Raw genomic sequence first — 16,544 nt, 5'->3', positions numbered from 1 at the left:
GTGGACCGCTCCGCTCAGCGCGGTGAGTCTAGTGGCATCGACGATCATGGTGGGGGCCGTCGGCCGTGGGCGACCGCGACCGACCGGGGCTCACACCAGGGAGTCGCGCCACTGTCGGTGCAGGGCGGCGTACCGGCCGTCGGCCACGGCGAGCCGGGCGGGCGGACCGTCCTCGACGATCCGGCCGGCGTCGAGCACCAGCACCCGGTCGGCCGTCTCCACGGTGGAGAGCCGGTGCGCGATCACCAGAGCGGTGCGGTCGGCCAGGATGGTGCCGAGGGCGTGCTGCACCAGCCGCTCGGTGGGCACGTCCAGCGACGAGGTCGCCTCGTCCAGGACCAGCACCGTCGGGTCGGCCAGGAACGCCCGGGCGAACGCGACCAGTTGCCGCTGCCCGGCGGAGAGCCGGCCGCCGCGCCGCCGCACCTCGGTGGCGTACCCGTCGGGGAGGGCGGCGATGAAGTCGTGCGCGCCGATGGCCCGCGCGGCGGCCTCCACGGCGGCGTCGTCGGCGCCGGGACGGCCGAAGCGGATGTTCTCCGCGACCGTGCCGCCGAACAGGTGGGTCTCCTGGGTCACCAGCACGACGGCGCGCCGCAGCTCCGCGTCGGCGACCTCGCGCAGGTCGACCCCGTCGAGGGTGACCGCCCCCGACACCGGGTCGTGGAACCGGGCGAGCAGCTTCGCGACGGTCGACTTGCCGGCGCCGGTCGCCCCGACCAGCGCCACGGTCTGGCCGGCCGGGACGGCGAGGTCCAGCCCGGCGATGATCGGCGCGTCCGGCCGGTAGCCGAAGGTGACCGACCGGAAGGCGACCGCGCCGCGGCCCGGCCCGGTGGGCAGCGGCACGGGCCGGGCCGGTTCGGCCACCGACGGCCGCTCGTCGAGCACCCCGGCGAGCTTCTCCAAAGCGGCGGTGGCCGACTGGAGCGAGTTGTAGAAGTGGCTCAGCTCCTGCATCGGCTCGAAGAACCGCCGCAGGTAGAGCAGGAACGCCGCCAGCACCCCGATCCCGGTGGACCCGCCCAGCACCCGCCAGCCGCCGTAGCAGAGCACCACCGCCACGGTGACGTTGCCGATCACCTTGATCCCCGGCGAGTACGTCGCGATCAGCCGGAACGCGTCGCGGCTGGCCCGCCGGTAGTCGTCGCTGACCGTCCCGAAGATCTCCTGGTTGCGCGGCTCCCGGCGGAACGCCTGCACCGCCCGGATGCCACGCATCGACTCGACGAAGTGGACGATGACCAGCGCCACCGTCTCCCGGGTGCGCCGCCACGCGTCGGCCGACGCCCGCGCGAACCAGCGGCTCAGCCAGATCAGGAACGGGAACGCGAGCAGCGTCACCGCGGCCAGGGGCAGGTCGAGCCAGAGCAGGATGCCGGCGATCGACAGGATCGACAGCACGGCCAGCACCACGCCGTCGATGCCGCCGCCGACCAGCTCGCCGATGGAGTCCAGGTCGCTGGTGAGCCGGGAGACCATCCGGCCGGAGGTGTAGCGCTCGTGGAACGCCACCGACAGGCGCAGGAAGTGCGCGTACACCCGCTGGCGGAGGTCGAGCAGGACGGCCTGGCCGATCCGCGCGGAGAGCGTGAGGAAGCCCCGGCGGGCGACGTACTCGACGGCGGTGGCGGCGGCGAACCCGGCGGCGACGGCCATCAGCGGGCCGGGCTCGCCGGCCCGCAGCGGCGCGATCGCCCGGTCGATGCCGAGCATCACCAGGTACGGCCCGGCCATCGCGGCGGCGTTCTGGCCGAGCAGCAGCGCGACGGCCAGCCCGAGGCGGCGCCGGTGCGGGCGCAGCAGGTCGCGCAGCAGCACCCGGCTGCGGGCCCGGAGCCGGGCCACCGCCTCGGGGGCGGTGTCCTCGGCGTGGCTGCGGTCCGCGTCCGGGTCGGTGGCGACGCCGCGCCACCGCGCGAGGTGCGCCCCGCCCGGGGGCCGGCCGGCGTCGCCGGTCACGAACGCACCAGGCCGCGGTCGCCGGGCGGTGCGGGGGTGGGCTCGGCCGAGAGCACCGCGCGGTACGCCGGCACACCGGCGAGCAGCTCCGAGTGCCGCCCGACGGCGGTGATCCGGCCCTCCTCCAGCAGCGCCACCCGGTCGGCGAGGGCGATCGTGGAGGGCCGGTGCACCACCAGCAGCGCGGTGGTGGTGCGCAGTACCCGCCGCAGCGCCGTCTCGACCAGCGCCTCGGTGTGCACGTCGAGCGCGGAGAGCGGGTCGTCCAGCACGAGCAGGGCGGGCCGGCCGAGCACCGCCCGGGCCAGCGCCAGCCGCTGCCGTTGCCCGCCGGAGAGCGACAGTCCCTGCTCGCCCACCCGGGTCGCCAGCCCCCACGGCAGCTCGTACGCGAAGTCGGCCTGGGCGAGGGCGAGGGCGGCGCGCACCTCGTCCTCGCCGGCCTCCGGTCGGCCGAGCGTGACGTTCTCCCAGACCGACATGGAGAACAGCGTCGGCTCCTCGAAGGCCACCCCGACCAGCCGGCGCAGGGCGGACAGCCGCAGCTCGCGCAGGTCGTGCCCGTCGAGGGTGATCCGCCCGCCGGTCACCTCGTGCAGCCGGGGCACCAGGGAGAGCAGGGTGCTCTTGCCGCAGCCGGTCGCCCCGACCAGCGCCACGGTCTCGCCCGGCTCGACGGTCAGGTCGATCTCCCGCAGCACCGGTGCGGCCGTGCCCGGGTAGCGGAACGACACGCGCTCGAAGCGGAGCCGCCCGCGTACGTCGGCGCGGCGGGGGGCCAGCGCGTGCGGGGCGTCCTCGATGGCCGGCGGAGTGTCCAGCACCTCCCGCACCCGGTCGGCCGCGGTGGCCGCCTCCTGGCCGTTGGCGATGATCCAGCCCAGCGACTGCACCGGCCAGATCAGCATCAGCTGGAGGCTGACGAAGGCGACCAGTTCGCCGATGGTCAGCACCCCGCCCGCGGCGGCCGCCGCGCCGGCGACCAGGACCACGCCGAGGGTCAGGTTGGGCACCAGGTCGAGCAGGGCGGAGGTGCGGGCCAGCAGCCGGCCCTTGGCGACCCCCGTGTCGTGCAGCGCCCGCGCGTCGACGCCGAAGCGGGCGGCGAGTTCCGGCCCCCGCCCGTACGCCTTCATCGTGCGCAGCCCCTGCGCGGTCTCCTCGACGAGGGTGGCCACGTCGCCCTGCTGGTCCTGCATCCGGCGGGAGGCCGCGTGGTAGTGCCGCGCGAAGCGGCGGCTGATCAGGAACAGCGGCACCGCGCTGCCCGCCACCAGCAGCCCCAACGCGGGATGCAGCCGGATCAGCAGCACCACCACGGCCAGGTAGGTCACCAGGTTGAGGATCAGGAAGAAGAGGCCGAAGGAGAGGAAGCGGCGCAGCACCGACAGGTCGCTGGTGACCCGGGAGAGCAACTGGCCGGACTGCCAGCGGTCGTGGAAGCTGGCCGGCAGCCGTTGCAGGTGGGCGTAGACGTCCTCGCGGATGGCCGCCTCGATCCGCATCGAGGACGACGACTGTACCCAGCGCCGGATGAAGATCAGCAGCGCCTCGACCAGGCCGAGCAGCAGCGCCAGCCCGGCCAGCCGGAACAGCCCGCCCGGGTCCTGGCGGGCCACCGGGCCGTCCACGACCCGCTGCGCGACCAGCGGTACGGCGATGCCCGCCCCGGTGGCGGCGAGGCCGGCCAGCAGCAGCCAGCCGAACTCCGCCGCGTGCGGGCGCAGGTAGTGGCGCAGCCGCCAGAGGTTGTGCAGGGGGTGCCGGCCGGCCTCCACCCGGGAGGCCGGGTTACCGTCACCTTCCGCAGGCACTACCCGACGGTAGCCTCAAACGGCCCCGGCGCAGGTGTCGGCTTCCCGTCATGGTCGCTCGTGCCCGAGAAGCCACTTCTTCACGTCCAGCCCCCAGCGGTAGCCGCCGAGGGCCCCGTCGGTGCGCAGCACCCGGTGGCAGGGCACGAAGAGGGCGGCGGCGTTGCGGGCGCAGGCCGCCGCGGCGGCGCGTACGGCGGCGGGCCGGCCGGCCAGCCCGGCGAAACCGGTGTAGGTCACCGGGTCACCCGGCTTCACCTCGCGCAGCACCTGCCAGGCGTGCGCCATGAACGCGCCCCCCGTGTGCTGCCGCACCGGCACGGCGTCGATCGCGGCCAGGTCGCCGTCCAGGTAGGACGCCACGGCGGCGCTGACCGGGCCGAGGTCGCCCCGGTGCCGCAGCGGCGCCCGCAGGGTCGGGTGCACGAGGGGGAGCAGGCTCTCCGGGTCGCCGGTGAAGCCCGCCGCCCGGACCGCGCCGTCCGGGCCGGCCACGATGCTGAGCGGCCCGACGGGGGTGTCGATGACGGTGCTGTCGTTCATGCTCATCCTGCTCTCCAGAGTCGGATCACCGCGTAGGAGCGCCAGGGGCGCCAGCGGTCGGCGTACGTGTCGAGGGTCCGGGGGGCGGCGGGGACGCCGAGGGCGGCGGCGCCCCGGCGTACGGCGAGGTCGGTGGGGAGCAGGACGTCCGGGTCGCCGAGGGCGCGCATCGCCACGTAGCCCGCCGTCCAGGGCCCGATCCCGGGCAGCGCCAGCAGCCGCCGTACGGTCTCCTCGCGGTCGCCCCCCGGCGCCAGGTCCAGCGACCCGTCGGCGACGGCCCCCGCCAGCGCCCGGAGGGTCTCCCGCCGCCCCGCCGGCATCCCGAACACCTCGTCTGGCACCCCGAGCACCTCCTCGGCGGTGGGAAACCCCCGCAACCGGCCCACCCGCCCGGTCCCCTTGCCACTCCCCGCGCCCTCGGCTGGTTGATCAAGAGGTTCGGGCTCCCGAGAGCGCTCAGCGGGTGCCCGAACCTCTTGATCAACGTCGCCGGGGCCGGGGGTGGGTGGGTGCAGGTGGGTCAGGAGGCGGGTGAGGGTGGTGCGGGCCGAGCGGACGGAGACCTGCTGGCCGACGACCGCGCGTACGGCCATCTCGAAGCCGTCGACCGAGCGGGGGAGCCGGATGCCGGGCTCGGCGGCGACCGCCCCGGCCAGCGCCGGGTCGGCGGCGAGGGTGCCGTCGACGGCGGTCGGGTCGGCGTCGAGGTCGAGCAGGCGGCGGCAGCGGGCCACGGCGGGGGCGAGGTCGCGCATGTCGGTCAGCCGCAGCGTCGCGCTCACGTGCCCGTCCGCCGGGGTCAGGGACGCCTCGCCCGGACCGTGCGGCAGCCGCAGGCCGCGCCGGTACGTCCCGTCGCGCACCTCCTCGACGCCGGGCAGCGCGCGCAGCGCGAGGAAGTCCAGCAGCGCCCGGGCGTGCAACGGCGGGCGGTACGCGAGGCGCAGCGTGATCGTGCCCGCCCCGCCCGGCGCCACCGACCGCCCGCGCGCGGTGCGCAGTTCGGACGGGGCCCTGCCGTACACCTCCCGGACCGTGTCGTTGAACTGCCGGACGCTGCCGAACCCGGCGGCGAACGCGATCTCCGCCATGCCGAGCCCGGTCGTCTCGATCAGGGTGCGCGCGGTCTGCGCGCGTTGCGCCCGGGCCAGGGCCAGGGGACCGGCGCCCATCTCGGCCCGCAGCATGCGGTGCAGGTGCCGCTCGGTGTACCCGAGCCGGGCGGCCAGCCCCGGGATGCCGTCGCGGTCCACCACCCCGTCGGCGATCAGCCGCATGGCCCGGCCGACCACGTCGGCCCGTACGTCCCACTGGGGCGAGCCCGGGGCGGCGTCCGGCCGGCAGCGCCGGCAGGCGCGCAGCCCCGCCGTCTGGGCGGCGGCCGCCGACGGGAAGAACCGGACGTTCTGCCGCTTCGGCGTCGTCGCCGGGCAGGACGGCCGGCAGTAGATCCCGGTCGACGTGACGCCCGTGTAGAACCAGCCGTCGAACCGCTGGTCGCGGCTGTCGACCGCCCGGTAGCACCGCTCGAAGTCCAACTCCACGTCACCGATGATGCCCCTGCCCGGCGCCCACGGCTCGCGGGAATCGGACGTGGCCGTGCGGGCGCGAAGCCGACTTCCGGCGCCGAAAGTGTCGGTTGTGGCCGGTACCGTCCGGCCACCAACTCAAGAAGGGGTGCGGCGATGGCGAGCGTGGCGGGTCGGGAGGCGGCGTCGGCACGGGACGGGCACCCACCGCTGGACGGCGTGGTGGTGCAGCGCTTCTACGAGCGGATGCGCGCGGTCGCCCCGGCCGCCGTCGGCGCGATCGAACGCGACCGGGGTGGCGACCCGGGGCGGGCGTTCGGCGACACCGCCTGCGGTCGGCTCGTGCGGTCGCTCGACGCCGACGGCCTCCGCGCGCTGGGCATGTGGGTGCACCACTGGTGCATGCGGTTCTACGACGACGACACCCGGGTGGCGCTGCGCCTGGTCCGGGAGATCGCCGGCCGCCCCGGGCTGGGCTGGACGGCCGACGAGGTGCGCTGGATGCTCCGCGAGTCGTACGCGGCCGGCCCCGCCGCCGAGGCCCGCTTCACCCTGCCGCTGGCCGCCGCCGGCGAGCTGGCCCCCGGCGCCCTGCGCATCGAGGCCGTGGTTCCCCGCCAGGCGGGCCCCCGCGACTGACCCGCCGGCCGGGGCCACCGCGACCGACCCCGCCGGGCGGGGTGGGCGTGCCGGCAGTTGCCCGGCCACGGTGGCGCCGACCGCCACGGCGAAGCCGACGAGCTGCCAGCCGGTCAGCGCCTGCCCGAGCACGGCCCAGCCGAGCGCGGCGGCCGTCAGCGGGCTGAGGGCGCCGAGCAGCGAGACCTGGGTGACCGGCAACCGGGCCGCGCCCCGGAACCACAGCGCGTACGCCAGCGCCGTCCCGGCGAGCGTCAGCCACGCGTAGCCGGCCAGCGCCGGCGGGTCGGGCACGGGCGGCGTCCCCTCGACGAGCAGGGCCGCCGGCACCACCATCAGCCCGCCGGCGGTGAGCTGCCAGCCGGTGGCGGTGAGCGTGCCGACGCCCGGCGGGCGGCCCCAGCGGCGGGTCAGCACCAGACCGGCGCCCATCGCGGCGGTGGCGGTCAGCCCGGCGGCGACGCCGGCCGGGTCGAGGCCCGCGTCGGGGCGCAGCACGACCAGGGTGACACCGGCCAGCGCGGCGAGCGCGGCGGCCAGCGCCCGGGGGCGGGGCCGCTCGTGCAGCGCGAGCACCGTCAGCCCCGCCACCAGCAGCGGCTGGGTGGCGCCGAGCACGGCGGCGGTGCCCCCGGGCAGGTGGTAGGCGGCGAAGAAGAGCAGCGGGAAGAACGCCCCGATGTTCAGCGCGCCGAGCGCGGCCGAGCGCCACCACCAGGCGCCGCGCGGGCGGTGCCGGGTCAGCGCCAGCAGCAGCAGGCCGGCGGGGAGGGCCCGGATCGCGCCGGACCAGAGCGGCCGGTCCGGCGGCAGCAGCTCGCTGGTGACCAGGTAGGTCGTGCCCCACGCGGTCGGCGCGGCGGCGGTGAGCAGGACGTCAGGCCAGCGTCGGTCCACGGTTCCTCCCTGAATGCTTGATGCCAAGTATCTTGCTACTAAGCTACTTTGCGACGAGACAAGAGGGGAGTGCGAGGTGCGGCACAATCCGGGGGTGACCGAGCGGGACGACGTCGACGGCATCGTCGAGCAGTGGCGGCGGGAGCGACCCGGGATGCGTCCCGAGCCGATGGCGGTCTTCGGCCGGATCTACCGCTTGGCCCGCCTCGTCGGCGACGAGCAGGAGCGCACCTACGCCCGCTGGTCGATCAGCCGGGGCGAGTTCGACGTGCTCGCCGCCCTGCGCCGCGCCGGCGCCCCCTACACGCTGGCGCCGAAGGCGCTCACCGCCTCGCTGATGCTCACCTCCGGCGGGATGACCGGCCGGCTCGACCGGCTGGAGCGCGCCGGGCTGGTCCGCCGCTCACCCGACCCGGCCGACCGGCGCGGGCTCCAGGTCACGCTCACCCCCGCCGGCCTCGAACTCGTGGAGGAGGCCGCCGAGGCGGGGCTGGCCGTCCAGCGCCGGCTGCTCGACGCGCTGCCCGCCGAGGACCAGCGGCGCCTCGCCGACCTGCTGCGTACGCTGCTGGGCGCGGTCACCGACGGCGGACGCTGAGCGGCGGCGCGGACCCCGGCGGCGACGGGCGGCAGCCCTGGGCGGGCGACCGTCCCGGGCGCCGAGCGGCGGGGGACCGTCCTCAGGCAGGATGGGCAGCGCCGACCCCGACGGAAGGACGACCGTGCCCGCCAGCGAACCGACCATCCTCGCCACCAGCATGGGCATCTACGCGCCGCGCCACGAGGGCGGGCCCCGGCGGGTCAACCCCGTCTTCGACCTCGCCGCCGAGCTGGCCGGGGCCGGGTCGGAGCCCCGGATCTGCTTCCTCAACCAGGCCGAGGGGGACCAGCCGACCACGCTCGCCCGGGTCTACGAGGCGTTCGCCGGCAGCCGGTTCCGGATGACGCACCTGGCGCTGTTCCCGATGCCCAACGTCGACGACCTCCGCGCCCACCTGCTCGCCCAGGACGTGATCTGGGTCGGCGGCGGCAGCGTCGCCAACCTCTGCGCGGTCTGGCGGGTGCACGGCCTCGGCGAGATCCTGCGCGAGTGCTGGGAATCCGGCGTGGTGCTCGGCGGCGTCTCCGCCGGCTCGATCTGCTGGCACGCCGGCGGGGCCACCGACAGCTTCGGCACCACCCTGCGCGGCTTCACCGACGGGCTGGGCTGGCTGCCCTACGGCAACGGCGTGCACTACGACAGCGAGGAACAGCGCCGGCCGCTGATGCACCGGCTGGTCGCCGACGGCACGCTGCCGACCGCCCACTGCACCGACGACGGCACCGGCCTGCTCTACCGGGGCACCCGGCTGGTCGAGGCGGTCGCGGACCGCGAGGGCGTCTCGGCGTACGAGGTCAGCCGCGCCGAGGACGGCACGGCCCGCGAGACCCCGATCGCCCCCCGCCTGCTCGCCTGAGCCGCCCGGGCCGTCCGGACCCCTGGCCGATCTTGGTGCGGGAGCGCCCCTCATCGGGGGCTGTTCCGTACCAGGATCGGTGGGCGTGGACCCGGTGCACCGGCCTGCCTGACCGGGAGCGTGGGGCACCGGCGTAAGCTGGCTCGTCGTGAGTCTCACCATCGGCATCGTCGGCCTGCCCAACGTCGGCAAGAGCACCCTGTTCAACGCGCTGACCAAGAACGACGTGCTCGCGGCGAACTACCCGTTCGCCACCATCGAGCCCAACGTCGGCGTCGTCGGGCTGCCGGACGAGCGGCTGCACACGCTCGCCGAGATCTTCAGTTCGCAGAAGGTGCTGCCCGCCCCGGTGTCGTTCGTCGACATCGCCGGCCTGGTGCGCGGCGCCTCCAAGGGGCAGGGCCGGGGCAACGCGTTCCTGGCGAACATCCGCGACGCGTCGGCGATCTGCCAGGTCGTCCGTGCCTTCTCCGACCCCAACGTGGTGCACGTCGACGGCAAGGTCTCCCCGGCCGACGACATCGAGACGATCAACACCGAGCTGATCCTCGCTGACCTCCAGACGCTGGAGAAGGCGCTGCCCCGGCTGGAGAAGGAGGCCAAGCTCCGCAAGGACCGGGCCGCCGCCGTCGCCGCCGCCAAGCGGGCCGTCGAGCTGCTCGACACCGGCGTCACCCTCTACGCGGGCGCCAAGGACGCGGGCATCGAGCTGGAGCACCTGCGCGAGCTGCACCTGCTCACCACCAAGCCCTTCCTCTACGTCTTCAACGTCGACGAGGCCGAGCTGGGGAACGCCGAGTTCCTCGACGAGCTGCGCGCCCTGGTCGCCCCGGCCGAGGCGGTCTTCATGGACGCCAAGATCGAGTCTGAGCTGGTGGACCTGCCCGAGGAGGAGGCCCGCGAGCTGCTGGAGTCGATCGGCCAGCCCGAGCCGGGCCTGGACCAGCTCGTCCGCGTCGGGTTCCGCACGCTCGGGCTCCAGACGTACCTCACCGCCGGCCCCAAGGAGGCGCGCGCCTGGACCATCCCGGTCGGCGCGACCGCCCCGGAGGCCGCAGGGGTCATCCACTCCGACTTCCAGCGCGGCTTCATCAAGGCCGAGGTGGTCTCCTTCGCCGACCTCGTCGCGGCCGGATCGATGGCGGCGGCCAAGGCCGCCGGCAAGGTCCGGATCGAGGGCAAGGAGTACGTCATGCAGGACGGCGACGTCGTGGAGTTCCGCTTCAACGTCTGAAATTCCTGTTCGCCCTGGTCGAGGTGTGGTGCCCTCGCCCTGGGCCATCGCTTCATCGAGGGCCCGTACCCAACGCTGGGCGCGACGAGTCAGCGGGCAGGGTGATGCCTGCCGGACTGATCCACGACGCGAGGGATTGCTCGCATCCCCTACCCTCACGAGCCATGACCCATCCGTACCAGGTGCCCCAACCGCCGAAGCGGCGCACGCTGCGCACCGTCCTGATCGTCGTCGGCGTGGTCGTCGTGCTGTGCTGCGGCGGCGCCGGCATCGGCGGCTTCTTCCTGTACAAGGGGGTCAAGGGCGCGACGGATCCGGCGCGGCAGGCCGCCGAGTCGTTCGTGAGCCACCTGGAGGCCGGCGATCCGGACGCGGCGTACGAGCTGTTGTGCGGCGACACGCGCGGCGGATACACAAGGGAGGCGTTCGCCCAGGGTGTCGCCCAGCAGGCGAAGATCCGCAGTCACAAGGTCAACGGCGTCAACGTGTCGAGCGTCAACGGCCGCACGTCGGCGACGGTGAACATGGCCCTGACGCTGGACAGCGGCTTCACCGACCAGCACACGTTCATGCTCGTGAAGGAGGACGGGGCCTGGAAGGTGTGCGGCCAGCCGTACTGAGTGCGGGTCGAGCCCGTACGCCGGATGCCGGCCGTCCCCGGCGGTGCGGGAGGTCAGCCGAGTCCCGCCCAGGGATCCTCCCGGCGCCACGCGGTCGGCAGGTGCAGCGCGATCCGGTCGTGCTCGGCCAGTCGGACGAGGACGCGCATGGTGCGGTCGAGGTCGTCGCCCGCGTACGGCAGGGCGCGGAGCGGACGGTCGACCGGACGGAAGAAGTCGTCCCAGTGGATGAGGACCACGCGCCGGGCCCCGACGGCCCGTACGGTCTGGGCCCAGTAGGTGCGGATGTAGTCCTCGTCCTGCGCGCCGAGCTGGCCGACGCCCAGATAGACCACGTCGGCCCGGCATCCGTCCAGCGCTCCCGGCAGGTAGCCCGCGCTGCCCTGGACCAGGGCCGTCCGGCCGCTCGTGTGCGCGACGAACACCGACCACGCCTCACCGCACCGGTAGGCGGCGGCCCTGGCCGGGGGCACCACGGGCGCGGTGACGGCACCGGGAAAGCGATCCGGTGGGCAGTGCGCGGACTCGACGAACGTGAGGGCGAAGGGACCCTGGGCCACCGGCTCGCGGGGCGTGACGACCTGGATGCGGTCGTCGGCGAGGCCGGCTCCTCGGCCGACCCAGGCCGCGGACGGGCCACCGGTGAGCGCCGCACCGGTGCGCAGGGCGACGGTCGCGGAGTCCAGGACGTGGTCGAAGTGAGTGTGTACGGGGATCACGGCCGCCAGCCGGCGTCCACCATCGTCGTGGCGCAGTCCCAGCCGGGTGAGCGCGGCGTTGATGCGCGCGTCGTCGGGTGCGAGCTTGCCGATAGCGACCCTGAGCAGGGGCGGCCGGGAGAAGAACCCGTCTGTCATCACCGCGGTGTCGCCGTCGTCGAACAGCAGGCTGGCGGTGCCGAGGAACGTGACGCCGAAGCCCTCGGCCGCGGGCGGGACGTCGAACCGGTCGGCGTAGGCGTTCACGTCGGGGCGGCCGAGCTTCAGGCGCATGGCGGGACGTTACCTCCGCGCGGGCGGCCGGCGGGTGCCGTCGATCGCCCGCGACCTGCGGACCGCTAAGGCGTCTTTCGTAAGAGATTGTCTCACGTGGCAAGTCTCGCGAGCTTGTAGCAGGTCAGGTGGCGGCCATGGCCAGGCCTCGGCTCTGCCGGTCGTTGCGGAGCACGTACGAAATCTTGAGACCACGAGTAGCCCATGGCAGGCTCATTCCGCATGATCGATGATTTCGCGAAAGCCAACCTGCACGGGAGACTGCGGCGGGACCGCAAGGCGCTGCTCTGGAAACTCGACGGCTTGTCCGAATACGACGCCCGCCGACCTTTGACAGCGACCGGGACCAACCTCCTCGGCCTCGTCAAACACGTGGCCACCGTCGAGGCCAGGTACTTCGGCGAGGTCTTCGACCGCCCTTCCCCGGAACCGCTGCCCCGGTGGCAGGACTCCAACGGCAGCGATCTGTGGGCGACCGAGGACGAGACCCGCGATCAGATCATCGCGTTCTACCGGCGCATGTGGGAACACTCGGACGCGACGATCAACGCGCTTCCCCTCGACGCCCCCGGCCACGTGCCGTGGTGGCCGGAGCCTCATGCCGACACGAACCTGTTCGCCATCATGGTCCATGTCCTCGGCGAGTCCATCCGGCATGCCGGGCACGCCGATATCCTGCGCGAGGGCCTCGACGGCCGGACCGGGTTGCGCGCCGAACACGAGAACCAGATCGACGAGGAAGCCCGTGCAGCCTACTGCGCGAAGATCGAGCAGGCCGCCAGGTCGGCTGACGAGGCGGCACGACCTGACCGACGGGCGTAGTGGCGGAGTCCGACACCGCCGCGTGGGTCAGCCGCTGCGGGGGGCGTACATGATGACGGCGACCCCGACCAGGCAGAGGGCCGCGCCGACGAGGTCGTAGCGGTCGGGGCGGAACTTGTCGACGACCATGCCCCACGCGAGGGAACCGGCGACGAAGACGCCGCCGTACGCGGCCAGGATCCGGCCGAAGTTCGGGTCGGGCTGGAAGGTGGCGACGAAGCCGTAGAGGCCGAGGGCGACGATCCCGGCGGCCACCCACAGCAGCCCCCGGTTCTCGCGCCAGCCCTGCCAGACGAGCCAGGCCCCGCCGATCTCGGCGAGCGCGGCGAGCAGAAACAGCAGGACGGAGCGGGCCACTGTCATGGGGTCGAAGGTAGCGGGAGCATCACCTGGTCAGCGGGCGGGCGGCCTGTCGCCGACGGTGGCGATGTGCGGGGCCAGCCCCTGCGCGAGGTCCCCACGCTCCGGACCGGCCGTCGATGCCTTATTGCAAAGCCCTGGCAACTGCGGAATATTGGCAACTGGCTGAGTCGCACGGGACTCCGTCCACGGCCGACGCTGTCGGCAGGGCGCGCCTCCGCGCCGCGATGATCATCGGTGGAGGCGCGCCCGCACGTGCTTCCTCCCGGCCCTGTCGTCGTGGTCGGAGGGGCGCGACCGGCGCCGGGCTTCGACCCGGGAACCACCCGCCCGTGCCGCTGCCGCCCGGCCGGCCACCCCGTTGGCCGTCACCGCCCAGCGGCCGCTGCCCTCGCTTGTGCGGCGAGGCCGTCGAGCACGTCGGCGTGTGCCGCCGGCACCCGGATGTCCAGCGTCAGCGCGTCCGGGCCGGAGCGGGAGAGGTCGAACGTGAAGAACGAGCAGCACGCGGACTCGCGCGCCGTAAGGTCCCGTGCCGCCTCCTCCGCCTGCCCCGACCCGGTGAGCCGCAACCGCAGGTGCCGCGCTGAGAGCCGCGTGACGTCGCGTACCGCCTCCCGGAAGAACCGGTCGAACTCGGCGAGTCGCAGCGGTCGTGCGGCCGTCGGCAGCGTGCACGCGTCCGGCACCCAAGCTGCATCCGTCGCGGAATCGTGGTCGTCCATGCCCCGACGGTAGTCCGCTGGGCGGGCACCGGAGGCGGGCCGTCGACGGGCGCAGGCCCCGTTCGTGCCCGGCCCGGACGCACCGGGCTCCCCTCCACGGGGGAGGCGGTCCCCTCGCGCTCGGGAGTCGGCGTGCCCTCCGCCGGGCCTAGCGTCGGGACCATGGATGCTTCTCCTGGTGCGCGGCGATGGCCGGCCTACGCGGTGGCGGCGCTCTTCCTCGCGTACGCCGTGGGCAAGGCCGCCTTCGCGCTCGACTCCCGGCTCGGTTTCCCGGGCGGCCCGGTCGTTGCGGCCGCCGAGCACGATCGGTACGCCCGCGACGTGATGGGCGTGGCGACGGCGCAGTGGTCGGCGGCCGTGTCGGGGGTGGTGGGGGCCTGCCTCGCCCTCGCCACGGTCACGGCGCCGGGGCGCCGCGTGCCGAGGCCCCTGATGCTGCTGGCGCTGGCCGGCATGCTGCTGGCCGTCGGGGCCGGCGCGACGATCATGATCGTGGACGGGTTCGTGGGCATCGGCGTGGGCTGGCAGTGGTACCACGGCCTCCTCGGGCTCGTCGTGATCGGGCTGCTCGTGGCGATGGTCCGGTCCTACCTGGTGGCGACGAGACGTGCCGCGCACTGACCGGGCCCGGGTGGGCGCGTACGGCGCGGCGGCGTGCGCCTCGGCCTACGGGGCGATGAAGCTCGCGCAGGCGCTGGGGGCCAACGCGCTGGCCGACAAGGATCCGCTCCCGCCGGAGTTGCGTGAACGGCTCCTCGCCCGTGATCCGCTGTTCGTGGCGAGCCACTGGGTGCTGGCCGCCGCCGCGGTCGTCGGCGTCGTGGTCGCGCTGGCCACCCTGCGACCCTGGCGGGCGGCCCTGCCACGCCGGCTGCTGTCGACGGTCGCCTGGACGCTCGGCGTACTCATGATCGCCCGGGCGGTCGGGGCGCTGGGGCACGGCCTCGTCGGTGACGCGCTGCTGCTGACGGGCCTGCGGCCGCCGCCGGCAACCCACGCCGCGCTGGCCCGCGACCTGGCGTGGTGGGACCTGCTGCTGTGGTCGCCGTTCTTCCTGCTCTGGGGGGTGTGTTGGGCGACGGCGGCATGGCGGCTGGGCAGGCGGCACCGCGCCACGGGGTGACCGGACTCCTCGGCTCCGACCGGCCGGCGGTCGCCCGCCTACGATCTCGCCATGATCACCCCGCCCCTCCCGCCCGACGCGCTCGCCCGCTTTCCCGGACTCGAGAGGTTCGGTCGCACGGCGACCCGGTTGCATCCGCGCCCCGGGCCGGTCACGGCAGCCGAGAGCCACGTCGGCGGGCCGCTGCGCTGGCCGGCAGACGAGCCCTGGCCCACCTGCGACGCGCCACACATGGTGCACGAGGAGGTGCCTCTCCCGGCCGAGCTGGTGGCCCGGATGCGGGCGGCGGAGCGCGGGCGCACCCAGCCGCACGTCCTGGCCGAGGGCGAGGTCGAGCTGCACCGGGAGATCGCCCGCCTGGTCGGCCCGGGCCTCGTCGGTTGGGGCTCGCGCGACGGCGGCCCGGTCGTCGGCCACCGGTACGTACCGCGACCGCACCCGACGCCGAACCCGATGGTCGCGCTGGCGCAACTGCACGCGCGGGACGTCCCCGACCTGCCCCGCCCCGGCGGGGCGGACCTGTTGCAGGTGCTGTGGTGCCCGTTCGAGCACTCCGCGGGTCCGTGGGGGCCGACGGTGCAGCTGCGCTGGCGGCGGGAGGCGGACCTGACGGACCTCCTCGGTCAGCCGCCGCGCGGCGAGGTCGGCAACGACGGCTACGTGCCCGAGCCGTGCCGGCTGCACCCGGAGCAGGTCGTCGAGTACCCGTACCCGGAGGACCTGCCGGAGGACCTGCGGACGCTGATCGACGAGACCGACGAGGCGGACGGGTACGACGACGGGAGCTACGTCGACACCTTCATGGCACCCGGCTGGAAGGTCGGCGGCTACGCCGACTGGAGCCTCACCGACCTGCGCCCGACGCCGTGCCCCCGCTGCGCCGGCCCCACCACGCTGACCCTGGTCGTCGACTCCTCCGAGCGGGGCACCGGGCGGTGGCGGCCGACGCCGGCGGACGGCGAGCCGGACGACGACCCGTACGAGCCCACCGGGGTGGTCGTCGGCCGCCACGGCGCGCTGCGCATCTTCGTGTGCCTGAGCTGCCCGGACGTACCGTTCCTGCTCGACCAGCAGTAAGGAGTCACCGTGCCGTCGACGAATCCGTGGCTGTCCGGGCCGACGCCCACCGGCCGCCTGCCCCGCGAACGGTTGGAGGAGCGCATCCTCAACCTGATGTCGTCGCAGAACATGTGCGTTCTCGCCACGGTCGGCCCGGACGGGCCGCTCGCCACGCCGGTGCGGTACTACCCGCTGGGCTTCGCGGTGCTGTTCACCGCCGCGCCGGGGTCGCCGAAGATGCGCAACGTCGCCGCCGATCCGCGGGTGTCGGTGGGAATCTTCGCTCCGTTGGTGGGACTGGCCAGCAGCCGTGGGGCCCAGGTCTTCGGCACGGCCCGGGTGCTCGGGCCGGACGACCCGGACCGGGCGCACTACTGGTCAGCGTTCCGCTGGGAGAACGAGCACGTCGAGCGCGGCCGGTCGTTGTCCGAGCCGCCCAGCGACACGCTCGTGGTCGTCGAGGCGGACCGCATCGTCTACACGGAACACTGGCTGCGGCGCGAGGGCTTCGCGCCCCGGCAGTTCTGGCGGCGCCGACCCGACGAGTGAGTGGAACGCCACGGGTGTCGGGCGGGTGCGTTGACACCCGTGGCGTTCCACTCGTTGGAGCAGCCCGACGCTCGGCCGGGTGCGCTCGCACGGACCGACCCGGCGGGACCATCGTTTGACGGAGGACGCGCAGTAACTGCGGCACCGGGTCTTCTGTGACACGCTGCTGTCCGGGGGCGACGCCGCCTGCTGCGGGCGGCCACGAGGGCTGCT

General features: G+C 74.5%; 17 protein-coding genes and 1 pseudogene. 10 read left to right on the top strand and 8 right to left on the bottom strand.

The window, feature by feature from the left end; translation table 11 throughout:
- Window positions 1-90 precede the first annotated feature (90 nt).
- From CLT72_RS17145 to CLT72_RS17130, 4 genes are read right to left on the bottom strand one after another with little or no spacing between them, the layout of a single operon-like run.
- The gene (locus tag CLT72_RS17145; RefSeq protein WP_101412697.1) at window positions 91-1,962 is read right to left on the bottom strand and encodes an ABC transporter ATP-binding protein; all 1,872 of its coding nucleotides are present in this window, start codon (window positions 1,960-1,962) and stop codon (window positions 91-93) included.
- Window positions 1,959-3,776, bottom strand: a complete 1,818-nt coding sequence (locus CLT72_RS17140; protein WP_101412696.1) for an ABC transporter ATP-binding protein — start codon at window positions 3,774-3,776, stop codon at window positions 1,959-1,961. The genes CLT72_RS17145 and CLT72_RS17140 overlap by 4 nt, the downstream gene beginning before the upstream one ends.
- 48 nt (window positions 3,777-3,824) lie before the next feature.
- Complete coding sequence (locus tag CLT72_RS17135; RefSeq protein ID WP_101412695.1) at window positions 3,825-4,325, bottom strand: methylated-DNA--[protein]-cysteine S-methyltransferase; 501 nt, start codon at window positions 4,323-4,325, stop codon at window positions 3,825-3,827.
- Window positions 4,322-5,866 (bottom strand): DNA-3-methyladenine glycosylase 2 family protein, encoded by a 1,545-nt coding sequence (locus CLT72_RS17130; RefSeq protein WP_101412694.1) that lies wholly within the window; start codon window positions 5,864-5,866, stop codon window positions 4,322-4,324. The genes CLT72_RS17135 and CLT72_RS17130 overlap by 4 nt, the downstream gene beginning before the upstream one ends.
- 141 nt (window positions 5,867-6,007) lie before the next feature.
- Here CLT72_RS17130 and CLT72_RS32860 point away from each other — a divergent pair, with 141 nt between their 5' ends.
- Window positions 6,008-6,490, top strand: coding sequence for a hypothetical protein (locus tag CLT72_RS32860; RefSeq protein WP_350820916.1), 483 nt, complete (start codon window positions 6,008-6,010; stop codon window positions 6,488-6,490).
- Between the two features lie 129 nt (window positions 6,491-6,619).
- Here CLT72_RS32860 and CLT72_RS17125 read toward each other — a convergent pair.
- Window positions 6,620-7,510: pseudogene (locus CLT72_RS17125) on the bottom strand (EamA family transporter); the annotation flags it as partial.
- On the opposite strand from CLT72_RS17125, the gene CLT72_RS17120 reads away from it, so the two are divergent.
- The 4 genes from CLT72_RS17120 (at window position 7,482) to CLT72_RS17105 (ending at window position 10,698) form a co-directional block, all read left to right on the top strand.
- Complete coding sequence (locus tag CLT72_RS17120; protein ID WP_250102054.1) at window positions 7,482-7,985, top strand: MarR family winged helix-turn-helix transcriptional regulator; 504 nt, start codon at window positions 7,482-7,484, stop codon at window positions 7,983-7,985. The pseudogene CLT72_RS17125 and the gene CLT72_RS17120 overlap by 29 nt on opposite strands.
- 91 nt (window positions 7,986-8,076) lie before the next feature.
- Entirely contained in the window at window positions 8,077-8,844 is a 768-nt protein-coding gene (locus CLT72_RS17115; RefSeq protein ID WP_199184590.1) for a peptidase E, read from the top strand.
- Between the two features lie 148 nt (window positions 8,845-8,992).
- Window positions 8,993-10,078 carry a redox-regulated ATPase YchF gene (gene ychF / locus CLT72_RS17110; protein ID WP_101412691.1) on the top strand — a complete coding sequence of 362 codons (1,086 nt, stop codon included), beginning with the start codon at window positions 8,993-8,995 and terminating at the stop codon, window positions 10,076-10,078.
- A 164-nt stretch (window positions 10,079-10,242) separates the two neighbouring features.
- Window positions 10,243-10,698 (top strand): Rv0361 family membrane protein, encoded by a 456-nt coding sequence (locus CLT72_RS17105; RefSeq protein WP_158242036.1) that lies wholly within the window; start codon window positions 10,243-10,245, stop codon window positions 10,696-10,698.
- Between the two features lie 53 nt (window positions 10,699-10,751).
- Here the strand turns inward: CLT72_RS17105 and CLT72_RS17100 are convergent, their stop codons facing one another.
- Complete coding sequence (locus CLT72_RS17100; protein WP_101412689.1) at window positions 10,752-11,690, bottom strand: MBL fold metallo-hydrolase; 939 nt, start codon at window positions 11,688-11,690, stop codon at window positions 10,752-10,754.
- Window positions 11,691-11,912: 222 nt separating this feature from the next.
- Between CLT72_RS17100 and CLT72_RS17095 the strand changes: the two genes are divergently transcribed.
- Window positions 11,913-12,512 carry a DinB family protein gene (locus CLT72_RS17095; protein WP_101415233.1) on the top strand — a complete coding sequence of 200 codons (600 nt, stop codon included), beginning with the start codon at window positions 11,913-11,915 and terminating at the stop codon, window positions 12,510-12,512.
- A gap of 27 nt (window positions 12,513-12,539) precedes the next feature.
- On the opposite strand, the gene CLT72_RS17090 is transcribed toward CLT72_RS17095, so the two are convergent.
- Window positions 12,540-12,875, bottom strand: a complete 336-nt coding sequence (locus CLT72_RS17090) for a YnfA family protein (RefSeq protein WP_101412688.1) — start codon at window positions 12,873-12,875, stop codon at window positions 12,540-12,542.
- 365 nt (window positions 12,876-13,240) lie between these two features.
- Window positions 13,241-13,597, bottom strand: a complete 357-nt coding sequence (locus tag CLT72_RS17085) for a hypothetical protein (protein WP_101412687.1) — start codon at window positions 13,595-13,597, stop codon at window positions 13,241-13,243.
- Window positions 13,598-13,759: 162 nt separating this feature from the next.
- On the opposite strand from CLT72_RS17085, the gene CLT72_RS17080 reads away from it, so the two are divergent.
- From CLT72_RS17080 to CLT72_RS17065, 4 genes are read left to right on the top strand one after another with little or no spacing between them, the layout of a single operon-like run.
- Window positions 13,760-14,221 carry a hypothetical protein gene (locus CLT72_RS17080; RefSeq protein ID WP_101412686.1) on the top strand — a complete coding sequence of 154 codons (462 nt, stop codon included), beginning with the start codon at window positions 13,760-13,762 and terminating at the stop codon, window positions 14,219-14,221.
- Window positions 14,208-14,723, top strand: a complete 516-nt coding sequence (locus CLT72_RS17075) for a DUF3995 domain-containing protein (RefSeq protein ID WP_101412685.1) — start codon at window positions 14,208-14,210, stop codon at window positions 14,721-14,723. Before CLT72_RS17080 ends, CLT72_RS17075 begins: the two co-directional genes overlap by 14 nt.
- A 51-nt stretch (window positions 14,724-14,774) precedes the next feature.
- Complete coding sequence (locus CLT72_RS17070; RefSeq protein ID WP_144082266.1) at window positions 14,775-15,800, top strand: hypothetical protein; 1,026 nt, start codon at window positions 14,775-14,777, stop codon at window positions 15,798-15,800.
- A gap of 9 nt (window positions 15,801-15,809) precedes the next feature.
- A complete protein-coding gene (locus CLT72_RS17065; RefSeq protein ID WP_101412683.1) occupies window positions 15,810-16,331 on the top strand; it encodes a pyridoxamine 5'-phosphate oxidase family protein in 522 nt (173 codons plus the stop codon).
- Window positions 16,332-16,544: the final 213 nt, after the last annotated feature.

The organism is Micromonospora sp. CNZ309, from assembly GCF_002846525.1.
The sequence above is the reverse complement of the archived record's forward strand: the minus strand, read 5'-3'. Positions and strand labels throughout refer to the sequence as shown.